The organism is Sorangium sp. So ce385, from assembly GCF_051474135.1.
GTDB classification, from domain to species: domain Bacteria; phylum Myxococcota_A; class Polyangia; order Polyangiales; family Polyangiaceae; genus Sorangium; species Sorangium cellulosum_D.
On record NZ_CP150337.1, the window covers coordinates 2,863,348 to 2,878,025 of the forward strand.

12 protein-coding genes are annotated in these 14,678 nt (G+C 73.1%); all 12 read left to right on the forward strand.

All coding sequences use genetic code 11. From position 1 onward, the window contains the following. Nucleotides 1–167 precede the first annotated feature (167 nt). The 12 genes from mraZ (at nt 168) to ftsA (ending at nt 14,496) form a co-directional block, all read left to right on the forward strand. Entirely contained in the window at nt 168–626 is a 459-nt protein-coding gene (mraZ, locus tag WME83_RS10670) for a division/cell wall cluster transcriptional repressor MraZ (protein WP_020734074.1), read from the forward strand. Next, complete coding sequence (rsmH, locus tag WME83_RS10675) at nt 623–1,570, forward strand: 16S rRNA (cytosine(1402)-N(4))-methyltransferase RsmH (protein ID WP_437319169.1); 948 nt, start codon at nt 623–625, stop codon at nt 1,568–1,570. The genes mraZ and rsmH overlap by 4 nt, the downstream gene beginning before the upstream one ends. Further along, complete coding sequence (locus WME83_RS10680) at nt 1,567–1,920, forward strand: cell division protein FtsL (protein ID WP_061622442.1); 354 nt, start codon at nt 1,567–1,569, stop codon at nt 1,918–1,920. The genes rsmH and WME83_RS10680 overlap by 4 nt, the downstream gene beginning before the upstream one ends. Continuing rightward, nucleotides 1,917–4,004, forward strand: a complete 2,088-nt coding sequence (locus tag WME83_RS10685) for a penicillin-binding protein (protein ID WP_437319170.1) — start codon at nt 1,917–1,919, stop codon at nt 4,002–4,004. Before WME83_RS10680 ends, WME83_RS10685 begins: the two co-directional genes overlap by 4 nt. Continuing rightward, a complete protein-coding gene (locus tag WME83_RS10690; RefSeq protein WP_437319171.1) occupies nt 4,001–5,605 on the forward strand; it encodes a UDP-N-acetylmuramoyl-L-alanyl-D-glutamate--2,6-diaminopimelate ligase in 1,605 nt (534 codons plus the stop codon). The genes WME83_RS10685 and WME83_RS10690 overlap by 4 nt, the downstream gene beginning before the upstream one ends. After that, a complete protein-coding gene (gene mraY / locus WME83_RS10695; protein WP_020734079.1) occupies nt 5,602–6,732 on the forward strand; it encodes a phospho-N-acetylmuramoyl-pentapeptide-transferase in 1,131 nt (376 codons plus the stop codon). The genes WME83_RS10690 and mraY overlap by 4 nt, the downstream gene beginning before the upstream one ends. 4 nt (nt 6,733–6,736) lie before the next feature. Next, entirely contained in the window at nt 6,737–8,095 is a 1,359-nt protein-coding gene (gene murD, locus WME83_RS10700) for a UDP-N-acetylmuramoyl-L-alanine--D-glutamate ligase (protein ID WP_437319172.1), read from the forward strand. Next, on the forward strand, nt 8,095–9,411 hold the full coding sequence (ftsW, locus tag WME83_RS10705) for a putative lipid II flippase FtsW (RefSeq protein ID WP_437319173.1): 1,317 nt from the start codon (nt 8,095–8,097) through the stop codon (nt 9,409–9,411). The genes murD and ftsW overlap by 1 nt, the downstream gene beginning before the upstream one ends. Then, complete coding sequence (gene murG / locus WME83_RS10710) at nt 9,405–10,622, forward strand: undecaprenyldiphospho-muramoylpentapeptide beta-N-acetylglucosaminyltransferase (protein ID WP_437319174.1); 1,218 nt, start codon at nt 9,405–9,407, stop codon at nt 10,620–10,622. Before ftsW ends, murG begins: the two co-directional genes overlap by 7 nt. Beyond that, nucleotides 10,622–12,028, forward strand: a complete 1,407-nt coding sequence (gene murC, locus WME83_RS10715; RefSeq protein WP_437319175.1) for a UDP-N-acetylmuramate--L-alanine ligase — start codon at nt 10,622–10,624, stop codon at nt 12,026–12,028. Before murG ends, murC begins: the two co-directional genes overlap by 1 nt. Further along, nucleotides 12,025–13,044, forward strand: a complete 1,020-nt coding sequence (locus WME83_RS10720; RefSeq protein ID WP_437319176.1) for a cell division protein FtsQ/DivIB — start codon at nt 12,025–12,027, stop codon at nt 13,042–13,044. The genes murC and WME83_RS10720 overlap by 4 nt, the downstream gene beginning before the upstream one ends. Before the next feature lie 129 nt (nt 13,045–13,173). Beyond that, a complete protein-coding gene (ftsA, locus tag WME83_RS10725; RefSeq protein WP_437319177.1) occupies nt 13,174–14,496 on the forward strand; it encodes a cell division protein FtsA in 1,323 nt (440 codons plus the stop codon). Nucleotides 14,497–14,678 lie beyond the last annotated feature (182 nt).

The following is a 14,678-nucleotide window of genomic DNA, read 5'->3' on the forward strand; positions in this document are numbered from 1 at the left end:
GTTGAGGTCCAGAAATCTCCCAAACTGTTGACACTCGGCACCTCCCTCCGTAGCGTGGCGGAGCTTCGTGGGAAGAAGTGGCAGAGAATGTCACGACGCGGTGAGCGCTCGTTGGGGCAACGCGTCGCCAAGCCCTCGGCAGGACAGGCCAGCCGGAGCTGGGGTCGATGAGCACGATGTTTCGCGGTCACTTCGAGCACGCGATCGACGCGAAGGGGCGCACGAGCCTCCCTTCGCGCTTTCGGGACGTGCTCGCGGCCGCGAACGACCTGCGCATGGTCATCACCCCCGCCCTCTTCGACCCCTGCCTACACGCGTACCCGATGAAGGCCTGGGAGGAGCTGGAGGCTAAAATTGCAGCGCTGCCGCAATTCGATTCGAACGTGGTCGCGTTCCGGCGCCGCTACCTGTCCGCGGCCGTCGAGTGCGACCTCGACAAGCAGGGCCGGATCCTCATCCCGCCGTCGCTCCGCGAGCACGCGAGCCTCACGAAGGACGTCCTGTGGGCGGGGATGGGCCAGACGATCGAGCTCTGGGCGAAGGAGCGGTGGAAGGCCGCCCAGCAGATGAGCGAGGTCGAGCTTCAGAGCTTCAAGACAGCAATCGCGGAGCAGTTCCGCCTATGAACGTCGTCAATGTAGTCCCCATGCACCTGCCCCCTCCGCCACCGCGGCCGCGCGGCGAGCAGCACGTCTCCGTCCTCGGCCGCGAGGTGGTCGCCGCCCTCGCGCCCGTCAGCCAGGGCGTCTACGTCGACGCGACGCTCGGCGCCGGCGGCCACACCGAGGCGATCCTCGAGACGCCCGGCGCCCGGGTCATCGGGATCGATCGCGACGAGCGCGCCCTCTCCATCGCGCGCGCCCGGCTCGCCCGGATGGGGGACCGGGTGACCTACGTTCACGGCGAGTTCTCCGAGATCGAGCGGCACCTCGCCGCCCTCGGCGTCCCGCAGGTGGACGGGCTCGTGGCCGACATCGGCGTGAGCTCCATGCAGCTCGACGACCCGGGCCGCGGCATGAGCTTCCGCGCCGAGGGGCCGCTCGACATGCGGATGGACCGGAGCCGCGGCGAGACGGCGCTCGAGCTCATCGAGCGGCTCAGCGACGAGGAGCTCGCGGACGTCATCTACCGCTACGGCGAAGAGCGCCGCAGCCGGCGGGTCGCCCGCTGTATCAAGCAGGCGGCCGAGGGCGGCGAGCTCGCGACGACGCTCGACCTCCGGCGCGCCGTGGTGCGCGCGGTCGGGCCGGCGCGCATCGGCGGCGTCGATCCGGCGACGCGCACGTTCCAGGCGCTGCGCATCGCCGTGAACGGAGAGCTCGACGAGCTCGAGGCGCTGCTCGAGGCGGCGCCCAGGATCGTCGCGCCCGGCGGCGTGCTCGCGGTGATCTCGTTCCACTCGCTCGAGGACCGCATCGTCAAGCGCGCGCTGCGCGAGCCCGAGGTCTGGCAGCCGCTCACCAAGAAGCCGGTGACCGCGGGCGACGAGGAGATCGAAGGCAACCCGCGGGCCCGCAGCGCGAAGCTCCGCGCCGCGCGGCGCGTCTCCGGCCCGGAGGCGCTCGCGTGACGCAGCAGCGCCCGTTCCTCGTGCTCTGGACGCTCGCGGTGGCCGCGACGGTGGCGGCGTTCGTCGTGCACCTCGCCCTGCGCGGGCGCACGGTCGACCTCGGCTACCGGCTCGGCCGGGCGCGCGCCGAGCAGGCGCGGCTGCGCGAGGTCAAGCGGGTGCTGTCGCTCGAGGCGGCCAGCTACGAGACGCCGCAGCGCGTGGAGATGGTCGCCCGCTCGCTGCTCGGCATGACGCCCCCGCCGCCCGAGCGGGTCATCCCGGTGCGGGGCTACACCGCGCCGCCGGAGCGCGATCCGGCGAGCGGCGAGGCCGGCAGCGCGCCGCCGAGCGGGGGTCAGCCGGAATGAAGAACCTCGATCCGCGGCGCGCGCGGTGGATCCGCATCCGCATGGGGCTGCTCTGCGGGCTGATGGCGCTCGGCCTGGGCGGCGTCGTGTCCGGCGCCTACCGGATCGAGGTCGAGGACGGCGACGCCTGGTACGACCTCGCCGAGCGGCAGCGCCAGCGGCGGCTCCACATCACGCCGAAGCGCGGCACCATCTACGACCGCAACGGCGCGCCGCTCGCGGAGAGCGTGGAGGTGCCCAGCGTCTCGGTGGACGCGGTCGAGATGCTCCGCGGCGTCGACGAGCAGTACATCCCGATGCGGATCCAGCAGTACGCCGAGCGCATCGCGCAGGCGCTCTCGCTGCCGGTCGAGGACGTCGCGGAGAAGCTCGGCCGGCGGCGCCGCTTCGCCTGGCTCAAGCGCCGCATCTCCGAGCAGGAGGTCGAGAACGTCCGCGCGCTCGGCGACCGGACGCAGCGCTACCCGGTGCGCGGGCTCGTGATCGAGGGCGAGGGGCGCCGCTTCTACCCGAACCGCGAGCTCGCCGGCCCGCTGCTCGGCTTCGTCGCCACCGACGGCGAGGGCAAGGAGGGGCTCGAGCTCAGCATGGAGCGCGAGCTCCGCGGCAACGCGGCGGAGGTGCGCGGGCTCCGCGATCGATCGGGCCGGCTCATCTTCTCGGAGGGGATCGAGGACGAGCAGGCGCTCGCCGGGCACAACGTCCACCTCACGATCGACAAGGGCATCCAGTTCACCGCCGAGCGCGAGCTCGAGGCGGCGATGAAGACCTACGAGGCGATCGGCGGTGCGATCGTGGTCGTCGACCCCGAGAACGGCGAGATCCTCGCGATGGCGAGCGCCCCGGGGTTCAACCCGAACGACTACTCGCAGAGCGATCCGGGATCCCGGCGCAACCGCTGCGTGGTCGATCGCTTCGAGCCCGGCTCCACGATGAAGGTGTTCGCCATCGCGAGCGCGCTCGCGGCGAAGAGCGTCTCCCCGAGCGCGACCATCTACTGCGAGGAGGGGAACATGGCGATCGACAACGTCGTGATCCACGACACGCACGTGCACAAGTGGCTGACGCTGCCGCAGATCCTCGGCCAGTCGTCGAACATCGGCACGGCGAAGATCGCGCTCGGGCTCGGCGAGCAACGGCTCTACGAGGGCCTCCGCCGGTTCGGCTTCGGCGACCTCACCGGCGTGCCGCTGCCGGGCGAGTCCGTGGGCGTGCTGCGGCCGCGCGGCCGCCCCTGGGTCCAGGTCGAGACGGCGTCGGCCTCGTTCGGGCAGGGGATCAGCGTGACGACGCTCCAGCTCGCCATGGCCATGGCGTCGGTCGCCAACCGCGGGCGGCTGCTCGAGCCCATCCTCATCAAGCGGATCACCGACGGCACCGGCGTCACGCTGTCCGAGACGTCGCCCCGCGTGCGCCGCGACGCGGTGCCCGCGTCGATCGCGCGGATGATGTCGGAGATGCTCGTCGCGGTGACGGAGGGCGACGGGACCGGCGTGGAGGCGAGCATCCCGGGCTTCCGCGTCGCGGGGAAGACGGGCACGGCGCAGAAGATCGATCCGGCGACAGGCAGGTACACCGACACCCACTACGTGGCGTCGTTCGTCGGGTTCGTCCCGGCCGAGCGGCCGCGGCTCGCCATCGCCGTGGTGCTCGATGAGCCGCTGGGCGGCACGTACGGCGGCGGCTCGGTCGCGGCGCCCGTCTTCCGGCGGGTCGGCGAGATGGCGCTGCGCTACCTGGGCGTTACCCCGCGCGGGAGCGTGCCGATGAAGCTGTCGGAGGTCGCCGAGCAGTCGGGCGAGGACATCGCGGCGAACACCTACCAGGTCCTGAACGAGGCGCGCGCCGCGGCGGCGCCGATCGCGGCGGGGGTGGTCACGCCGTCCGCGCCGCTCAAGACGGGGGAGCTGCGCGTGCCCGATCTCACGGGCCTGCCGCAGCGCGAGGCGGTGAGGAGCGCCGCGGCGCTCGGGCTCGATCCGAGCGTCGAGGGCACGGGGAGGCTCACGCGCCAGGAGCCCCCGGCCGGGACCGTGCTGCCCAAGGGATCGCCGCTGAAGCTGATCTTCGAGCCCCCCACATGACGGCGCCCGACCACAACGAGGCCGGCGTGGCCGAGGTCGAGCTCGCGCTCCGCCTCGGCGACGTGCTGCGCGAGATCCCGGGCGCCGCGCTGTCACCCGCGGACGCCGCGGAGCTGCTCGTGACCGGCGTGCACCTCGACTCGCGCAAGGTGGAGCCGGGGGACATCTTCGTCGCGCGCGCGGGCGCGCGGGCGCACGGCGAGCGCTTCATCCCCGAGGCCGTCGCGCGCGGCGCGCGGGCGGTCATCCTCGCGCGCGGGAGCGCCGCCGACACGCTCGGCGCCGCCCGCGTCGAGGTGCCCGACGTGCCGCTCGCGCTGGCCCTGGCCGCCGCGGCGGTCTACCGGCACCCGACCTTCACGCTCGACGTCGTCGGCATCACCGGCACGAACGGCAAGACGACGACGGCCCACCTCGTGCAGGCCTGCATCGATCGCTGCGGCGGCCGGGCCGGGATCGTGGGGACGCTCGGCTACCGCTTCGGCGATCTCGACGTCCACGCCTCGCACACGAGCCCCGAGGCGGACGAGCTCGCGCGCGTCGCCGCGGCGATGGTCGGCCGCGGCGCGACGCACCTCGTGATGGAGGTCTCGTCGATCGCGCTCGCCGCGAAGCGCGTCGACGCGGTCCGCTTCCGGACCGCCGTCTTCACGAACCTCACCCAGGATCACCTCGATTACCACGGCACGATGGAGGCGTACGCGGAGGCGAAGGCGCGCCTGTTCGTGGATCTCGGCCCCGGCGCCGCGGCGATCAACGTCGACGATCCCTTCGGGCGAGAGCTCGTCCAGCGGATCGCCCCGGGCGGGCTCTCGCGCCCGGTCGCGTCGACGCTCGCGCGCTACTCGACCGAGGTGGGCGCCGGCCCGGACGCGGCGGAGATCGCGCCCGTCGAGCTCGTCCACGAGGCGCGCGGCATCTTCCTCCGCGCCCGCACGCCCGCCGGCGAGGTCACCATCCGGTCCCACCTGCTCGGCGCGCACAACGCGTCGAACCTGCTGGCCGCCCTCGCCGTGGCGTACCTGCTCGGGTTCGACGTCGGCGACGCCGCGGCGGCGCTCTCGTCGCCGATCCAGGTCGCCGGCCGCCTGGAGCGCTGCGATACCCCGGGCGTCGACGACGTGATCGTGCTCGTCGACTACGCCCACACGCCGGACGCGCTCGCCCGCGTGCTCGCGAGCGTCCGCGCCCTCGGCGGCGGGCGAATCCACTGCGTGTTCGGGTGCGGCGGCGACCGCGATCCGCTGAAGCGGCCGCGGATGGGCGAGGCCGTAGGCCTCGGCGCCGACGTCGCCATCGTGACCAACGACAACCCGCGGAGCGAGGATCCGCGCGCGATCGCCGACGCCATCCTGCCGGGCCTCGCCGCCGGCCGCGCGCGCGTCGTCGTGGAGCTCGATCGCGCGCGCGCCATCGAGCGCGCGGTGCGGGACGCCGAGCCCGGGGACCTGGTCCTCATCGCGGGCAAGGGCCACGAGCCGTACCAGATCATCGGCGGCGTCACGCTGCCGTTCGACGATCGCGACGAGGCGCGCCGCGCGCTCGCCGCCCGCCGCGCCCGGGCCGGGGCCGAGCGGCAGCCGCGCGGAGGTGCGGGATGATCTACGAGCTCTTCTACCCGCTCAAGTTCCACTACAGCTGGCTGAGCTGGCTCAACGTCCTGCGCTACATCCCGTTCCGCACGATCATGGCGACGATCACCGCCATGGTGCTGACGTTCCTGCTCGCGCCGTGGTTCATCCGCGAGCTGCGGCGCAAGCAGATCGGGCAGGTGGTCCGCGCCGAGGGGCCCGAGACGCACAAGATCAAGGCGGGCACGCCGACGATGGGCGGCGCGCTCATCCTGCTGTCGCTGCTGCTCCCCACCGTGCTGTGGGCCGACCTCCGGAACCCGTTCGTCCTCGCGACGACGGCGGTGACCGCGGGCTACGGCGTCATCGGCTACCTGGACGACTTCCTCAAGATCAAGCGGCGGAACAGCGGCGGCCTGCCGGGCCGCTACAAGCTCATCGGCCAGGTGCTCATCGGCGGCGCGGCCGTGGCCTACACGTTCCTGCTCGCGTCCAAGCTCCCGCCCGACTGGGCGGAGATCAGGACGCGGCTCGCGATCCCGTTCCTCGCGTTCTCGAAGTACCACATCGAGCTGCCGCTCTACGCCTACGTCCCGTTCGCCGTCTTCGTCGTGGTCGCGACGTCGAACGCCGTGAACCTCACCGACGGCCTCGACGGGCTCGCGATCGGCCCGGTGATCATCAACGCGGGGACGTACCTCATCCTCGCGTACATCGTCGGCGCCTCCATCGCGAACTTCTCGCTCGCGGCCTACCTCGACATCCCGGCGATCGCGTCGGCGGGCGAGCTGTCGGTGTACTGCGGCTCGGTTATCGGCGCGGGGATCGGCTTCCTCTGGTACAACACGTACCCCGCGCAGGTCTTCATGGGAGACGTCGGGTCGCTCGCCCTCGGGGGCGGGCTCGGGATGCTCGCCGTCTTCACCAAGAACGAGCTCCTCTCGATCATCCTCGGGGGGATCTTCTTCATCGAGACGGTCAGCGTCATCACGCAGGTCCTCTCGTTCAAGCTCACCGGCAAGCGCGTCTTCTTGATGGCGCCGATCCACCACCACTACGAGAAGAAGGGGTGGGCGGAGCCCAAGATCATCGTGCGCTTCTGGATCATCTCCATCCTCCTGGCGCTGGTCTCCCTGGCGTCGATGAAGCTGCGGTGAGGGCATGATGGACGTCCGCGGGCGAACAGTGATCGTCGTCGGGCTCGGGCGGAGCGGCGTCGCGGCCGCGCGCCTCCTCCTTGCGCGCGGCGCGCGCGTGATCGCGAACGACGGCGCGCCGCGCGAGCGGCTCTCCGCCGCGGCCGCGTCCCTCGAGGCGGAGGGCGCCGTCCTCGCGCCGGGCGGGCACGATCCGGCGCTGTTCGACGGCGCCGACCTCGTGGTCGTCTCGCCGGGCGTGCCGTCGTTCCCCGCGCTCGACGCCGTCGAGCGCTCCGGGCGCGAGGTCATCGGCGAGCTCGAGCTCGCGTCGCGCTTCGTGTCGGCGCCGATCGTGCTCGTCGGCGGGACCAACGGCAAGAGCACGACGACGGCGCTCACGGGCGCGATGCTCGAGAGCGCCGGCCTCCGCACCTTCGTCGGCGGCAACTTCGGGACCCCGCTCGCCGAGGCCGTCGGGGAGGCGTGGGACGCGCTCGTCCTCGAGATCTCGAGCTTCCAGGCGGAGCGCGTCCCGACGCTGCACGCCCGCGCGCACGCCCTGCTGAACATCACGGACGATCACCTCGATCGCTACCCGAGCTTCGCGGCGTACGCGGACGCGAAGGGCAACCCGTTCGAGCGGATGACGCCGGAGGACGTCGCGGTCGTGCCCTTCGGCGACGCGCTCGTCGCCCGCCAGGCGGCGCGCGGTCGCGCCCGCGTGGTGACGTTCAGCGGGCGCGACGCCCGCGCCGACGTGAGCGCCTCGGGCGGCGCGATCGTCGATCGCGTCGCCGGCGCGAGCTACCCGCTGGAGCGCGTCCGCCTCTCGGGCGCGCACAACCTCGCGAACGCCTGCGCCTCCGTCGCGCTGGCCGCCGCGCTCGGCGCCCCGCCGGCGGCGATCGCCGACGCGCTCGCGCGCTTCGAGGGGCTCCCGCACCGGACGGTGCTCGTCGCCGACGTCGAGGGGGTCCGCTACTACGACGACTCGAAGGGGACCAACGTCGGGGCCTCGGTCGCCGCGCTCTCCGGGCTGCGCGAGGCGAAGGCGGTGCTGATCGCGGGCGGGCGCGACAAGCTCGGCGACTACGCGCCGCTCGTGGCCGCGCTGCGCGAGCGGGGGCGCGCCCTCGTCGTCCTCGGCGAGGCCGCGGACCGCATCGCCGCCGCGGCGGAGGGCGCCCTGCCGATCGCGCGGGCGGGCTCGATGGACGAGGCGGTCCGCGCCGCGCGCTCGCTCGCACGGCCGGGCGACGCGGTGCTGCTCAGCCCCGCGTGCTCCAGCTTCGACATGTTCCGCGACTACAAGGACCGCGGCGACGCCTTCGTCCGCGCGGTCCGCGCGCTGGAGCGAGCCGCCGGGGAGGTGGCGTCGTGATGTGGAGCGGCAAGCTCGGCGCGGGCGAAGGCGCGCCCAAGAACCGGCACATCGGTCCCTCGGAGCAGGACAAGCCGGCGCCCGGCGCGGCCCTCGCGGCCGCCGAGGCCTTCTGGAAGGGGTCGAGCCCCTCGGGGCCCGTCGACGCCCTGCTCGCGGCGGTCGTCACCGCGCTCATCGGCTTCGGCGTGGTGATGGTCTACAGCGCGAGCGCCGTCGAGGCGACCGTCCGCTACAAGGACGCGCAGTTCTTCCTCAAGCGCCAGGCCGTCTACGCGGTCCTCGCGATCGCCACGATGTGGATCACGAGCCGCATCGATTACCGCCGGATCAAGGTCCTCACGTACCCGGTGCTCATCGCCGTGACCGCGATGCTCGTCGCCTGCGTGGCGGGGCTCGGCCACAAGGCGGGCAACGCGTACCGGTGGCTCGCGCTCGGCCCGGTCAACGTGCAGCCGGCCGAGGTCGCGAAGCTCGGGATCGTCCTCTGGCTCGCCTACTCGCTCTCCAAGAAGGCCGACCGCATCAAGTCGTTCTCCGTCGGCTTCCTCCCGCACCTCATCGTGGTCGGGCTCCTGATGCTCCTCTGCCTCAAGCAGCCCGATTTCGGCAGCGCGGTCGTGCTGCTCTTCCTGACCTTCACGCTGCTGTTCGTCGCGGGCGCGCGCGTCCCGTACATCGCCGCGTTCTCCATGCTGATGGCGCTCGCCGCCGCCGCGCTCGTGCGCTTCAGCGGCTACCGCTACGCGCGCTACCTCGCGTGGATCGACATGGACAACAACCGCGCCGACCTGGCGTACCAGCCGTTCCAGTCGGTCATGAGCTTCGGCTCCGGCGGGGTCTTCGGCCTCGGGCTCGGGCGGGGGCTGCAGGTGCTCTACCTGCCGGAGGCGCACACCGATTTCGTGTCCGCGATCGTCGGCGAGGAGCTCGGCTTCGTCGGCATCGTCGGCCTCTGCGCGGCGTACCTCGTCATCGTCTCGCGGGGCGTGAAGATCGCCCTCGAGGCCGACGACGACTACGGCAGCTTCATGGCGTTCGGCATCGCGACGCTCTTCGGCGTGCAGGCGATGACGAACCTCGCCGTCGCGATGGCGATCCTCCCGACGAAGGGGCTCACGCTGCCGTTCCTCAGCTACGGCGGCTCGTCGCTGCTCGTGAACGCCGCGGCCGCGGGCATCCTGCTCAGCATCAGCCGCGCGCGGACCCCGGTGGCCACCGCGCAGGGGGGCGCGGCGGGCGCTTCGCCCGTCCCGGACGCGCCGAGCGCGTCCGCCGTGATCGCCACCTCGGCGGAGGGGGGCGGCGCATGGTGACCGTCCTGATCGCCGGGGGCGGCACCGGCGGCCACGTCTTCCCGATGGTCGCCGTCGGCGACGCGGTCCGCGCCGCGGCGCGCGACGAAGAGGCGCGCGTCGTCTACGTCGGCACCGCGCGCGGCATCGAGGTGCGCGTCATGCGCGAGCGCGGCGACACCCTCGAGCTGCTCCACGTCCTGCCGCTCCGCGGGGGCGGGCTCTCCGGCTTCGTGCGCGGCGCCGCCCGCGCGGGCCGCGTCCTGCCGGAGGCGAGGCGGCTCGTCGAGCGGCTCGACGCCCGGGTCGTCCTCTCGCTCGGCGGGTACGCCGGCGGCCCGGTCTCCCTCGCGGCGCGCTCGCTCGGCGTGCCGGTCGCGATCCTGGAGCCGAACAGCGTCCTCGGGCTCTCGAACCGGCTCCTCTCGCCCATCGTCGACCGCGCGTACGTCGCCTTTCCGGAGGCGGCGCGCGCGCTGCGCCCGAGCACCGTGCGCCTCTTCGGCGTCCCGCTCCGGCGCGCCTTCGCCCGCGCGCCGTACGCGCCGCGCGAGGGCAAGCTCCGCCTGCTCGTGCTCGGCGGCAGCCAGGGCGCGCTCGCCCTGAACGACGTCGTCCCGCGCGCGATCGCGCAGGGCCGCGAGCGCGGCGTCGACCTCGAGGTCGTGCACCAGACGGGCAGGGACCGCGAGGCCGCGGTCCGGTCGCTCTACGCCGAGCTCGGCCTCGCGGAGCGCGCGCGCGTGGTCCCGTTCATCGACGACGTGGCCGAGGCGCTCGCCGCGGCCGACGTCGTGATCGCCCGCGCGGGCGCGTCGACGCTGGCCGAGCTCTGCGCCGTCGGGCGCCCGTCGATCCTGATCCCGTACCCGTTCGCGGCCGACGATCACCAGCTGAAGAACGCGCAGTCCCTCGAGCGGGCCTCCGCCGCCGTGGCGATCGCCCAGGCCGACGCCACCGAGGCGCGCCTCGCCGGCGAGATCGCCCGGCTCGCGGCCGCGCCCGCGCTCCGCGCCCGCATGGCGGACGCCGCGGCGGCCTTCGCCACGCCGGACGCCGCGGCGCGCGTCGCCGCCGATCTGCTCGAGCTCGCGCGGGCTCCGCGCCACCGCGCGCTGCGCTTCCCGGCCCCCTTCGGCCGCGCGGCGCGCGGCGGGGAGGCGCAGCGCCGCGCCGTGATGGAAGAGGCCGCGCCGCTCGGTGCTGCCCTCGGTCAGGAGGAGGCAGGCTGATGTTCCGCGGTCGGGTTCGCCACGTTCACTTCGTCGGCATCGGGGGCGTCGGGATGAGCGGCCTCGCCGAGATCCTGCGCTCGCTCGAGTTCGAGGTCTCCGGCTCGGACCTCAAGGAGAGCTCGACCACGCGGCGGCTCACGTCGCTCGGCGTCCGGATCGACATCGGCCACCGCGCCGAGAACGTCTGCGGCGTCGATGTCGTCGTGTACTCGAGCGCCATCCGGCCCGACAACCCCGAGCTCACCGAGGCGCGCGCGCTCGGGATCCCGGCGATCGGCCGCGCGGAGATGCTCGCCGAGCTGATGCGCGTGAAGTACGGCGTCGCGATCGCGGGCTCGCACGGCAAGACCACCACGACCTCCCTCGTCGCCACGGTCCTGCGCGCCGCCGGCCTCGATCCCACCGTCGTCGTCGGCGGCAAGATGGCGGCGCTCGGCACGAACGCGCGGCTCGGCGCCGGCGACCTGCTCGTCGCCGAGGCCGACGAGAGCGACGGCTCGTTCCTGCGGCTCACCCCGACGATCGCGGTCGTCACCAACATCGATCCCGAGCACCTCGATCACTACGGCACGCACGAGCGCATCAAGGACGCCTTCGTCGAGTTCGCCGCGCGCGTGCCGTTCTACGGGCTGGCCGTGCTCTGCCTCGACCACCCGCACGTCCAGGATCTGCTCCCGCGCATCCCGCGCCGCCACGTCACGTACGGCGTCTCGCCGCAGTCGGACTACTCGGCGCGCGGCATCCAGTTCCGCGGCCTGGAGACGAGCTTCAACGCGTACCGCCGGGGCGAGCCGCTCGGCGGGTTCACGGTGAAGATGCCCGGCGCGCACAACGTCCTGAACTGCCTCGCCACGATCGCGGTCGCGGACGAGCTCGAGGTGCCGCTCGACGTCACCAAGCAGGCGCTCGCCACGTTCGGCGGCGTCGCGCGCCGCTTCACCGTCGTCGGCTCGATCGGCGGCGTCACGCTGATCGACGACTACGGCCACCACCCGGCCGAGATCCGCGCCACCATCGACGCGGCTCGGCGCGCGTTCCCCGGCGAGGACCACCGCGTCGTCGTGGCCTTCCAGCCGCACCGGCACACCCGCACGCGCGACCTCTTCGACGAGTTCACGCGCGCCTTCAACCAGGCCGACGTGCTGCTCGTCACGGACATCTACCCCGCGGGCGAGGCGCCGATCCCCGGCGTCACCGCCGAGCGCCTCGTCCAGTCGATCCGGGAGCACGGCCACCACGACGCGCGCTACGTCGCGGACAAGGCCGACCTCGCGGAGGCGCTCGAGCAGATCGTCCGGCCGGGCGACGTGGTCATCGCGCTCGGCGCCGGCGACGTGAACGCCTGCGTGCGGGAGCTCAAGGCGCGCCTCGAGGCGAAGGCGCCGCAGGAGGGCAGCCCATGACCGAGCGCCCGAGCGCCCCGCCGCCGAACCGCCGTCGCGCGTCGACGGCGCCCCCCGCGCCGCCTGGCCGGGCGGCGCCCGCGCGCGGCCCGAAGCCGGAGCCCGTGGCCGCCGCGCCGGCGCCGAAGAACGAGCGCGTGCGGCCGGCGACCCCGTCGTCGCACGAGTCGCCGCCCCCGCCCGCGACGAGCGTCTCCGTGCGCCCGCCGCGCCCGCCGCCTTCGAGCGGCTCGCCCGCGGAGGCGCGCCCGGCGCGGCCGGTCTCGCGCCACCTCCGCGCGCTCCAGCTGCTCGCGGGCGCCGCCGTCGTGCTCATCGCCTCGACCGCGGTCGCGTGGGGCGCGCGCCGCTACATCGTGTCGAGCCCCCGCTTCGCCGTGCGCACGGTGCTCGTCGACGGCGCGGTGCGCCGCTCCGCCGAGCAGGTCGCGAGCTCCGGCGGCATCGAGGTCGGCAAGAACATCTTCACGCTCGACCTCGAGCTCGCCGGCGCCTCCATCTCCACCGATCCCTGGATCGAGAAGGCGACGGTCACCCGGAAGCTCCCCTCGACGGTCCACGTCAGCGTCGTCGAGCGGGAGGCGCAGGCCCTCGTCGCGATCGGCGGCGATCTCTACCTCGCGACGCGCGACGGAGAGCTCTTCAAGGAGCTCGCCGAGGACGACCCGTTCGATCTCCCGATCGTCACGGGGATCACCGGCGAGCAGGTGGCGCGCGATCGCGCCGGCGTCGTCATCGCGGTCCGGCGCCTGCTCGACGTCGTCGAGGACATGGAGCGCGCCGGCGTCGCCCGCCGCTATCCGATCCAGGAGCTCCACGTCGAGCGGGACGGGTCGGTTGTCACCACCATCGGCAAGGAGGGGATCGCGCTCCACCTCGGGCAGCCGCCTTACCGCGACAAGGTCGGCCAGGCGGCGCGGGTGCTCACCGAGCTCGCCCAGCGGAAGGCGAGCGCGTCGGTGATCTTCCTGGACAACGACGCGCACCCCGAGCGCGTCGTGGTGAGGATGAGATGACCGCCGTCGCGCCCGCTCTCCGCGCCGGCGATCGCCGAGCAAAACTTGGCCGGCTCTCTTGGCTCGTGGCAGCGTCGTGCCCGCCTGACACGCGCATGGGGCTCGTCCCCGCATGAGGTGGTGCACGCAATGAAGAGCCGGATGGAGACTACTGAGATCGTCGTCGGCCTCGACATCGGGACGACCAAGGTCTCGGCGGTCGTGGGCGAGATCGACGCTGATGGGATCACCATCCTCGGGGTGGGCAACGTCCCGTGCCGCGGCCTGAGGAAGGGCGTGGTGAGCAACATCGACTGGACGGTGCGCTCGATCGCCGAGGCGATCGAGGCCGCGCAGACGATGGCGGGCGTCGAGATCCGCACCGTCTACGCCGGCGTCGCGGGCAGCCACATCCGCTGCCAGCAGTCCGACGGCGTCGCCGCGGTCTCGGGCGGCGAGGTCACCCGGCTCGACGTCGAGCGCGTCCTCGAGGGCGCGCGGGCCATCCCGGTCGACGCCGATCGCCAGATCCTGCACGTCCTGCCGCGCGAGTTCACGGTCGACAACCAGGACGGCATCCGCGACCCGGTCGGCATGAGCGGCGTCCGGCTCGGGGTGAAGGTGAACCTCATCACCGCCGCGACCTCGTGCGTCCAGAACGTCGTCCGCTGCGCGGAGCGCTGCGGCCTCACCGTGGCCGACGTCGTGCTGGAGCCGCTCGCCAGCGCCGAGGCGGTGCTCTCCGAGGACGAGAAGGAGATCGGCGTCGCCATCATCGACATCGGCGGCGGCACGACCGACCTGCTGCTCTACGTGGACGGCGGCATCGCGCACGCCAGCGTGATCCCGGCGGGCGGAAACAACGTGACCGCGGACATCGCGGCCGGGCTGCGCACGCCGATGGGCGAGGCAGAGCGCCTGAAGCGCAACGCCGGCTGCGCCCTCGGCCGCATGGTCGGCGACGAGGAGGAGATCGAGGTCCCCGGCGTCGGCGGGCACCTGCCGCGCAAGGCGGCGCGCCGCGTCCTGTCGGACATCATCGAGCCGCGCGTCGAGGAGATCTTCGCGGTCATCCGCAAGCGGATCGAGGACACCGGCATGCTGGAGCAGCTCTCGGCCGGCGCGGTGGTCACCGGCGGCGGCGTCCTGATGGAGGGGATGACCGAGTTCGCCGAGGAGATCCTCGGGATGCCGGTGCGCCTCGGCGTGCCGGTCGGCGTGCGAGGCATCACGCAGCTCGTGGCTGGCCCGCAGTACGCGACCGGGGTGGGCCTCGTTCAGTACGGCGCCAACGCTCTCGCGCAGGCGCGCGCGCTCACGCCGGTGACGCACGAGTCCGCTCACGCCGGCCGCGCGGAGGCCCGCCGCGAGAAGCTCCGCGAGCGCGAGCCGCGCCGGGAAGTCATCGAAGAAATGCAGATTGAAAAGAGGTCGAGCGGGAGGTTCTGGAACTGGCTGCGAGCAGCATTCTAGGCATGACGTAGCAAGAGAAAGTTGTTAGACAATTGGGTTTGAGAGGGCCGGAGAACGCGCTGGCGAGCCCTCTTGAACGCAAAGTCAAGAGGGTCTGAAAAGCGGTGTTCGAAGGGGAAGAGGCGCCCCGCCGAACGCCGTCCGGAGCGAGGACGTCCTCGCATACTTAGGGTTCCGTGCCG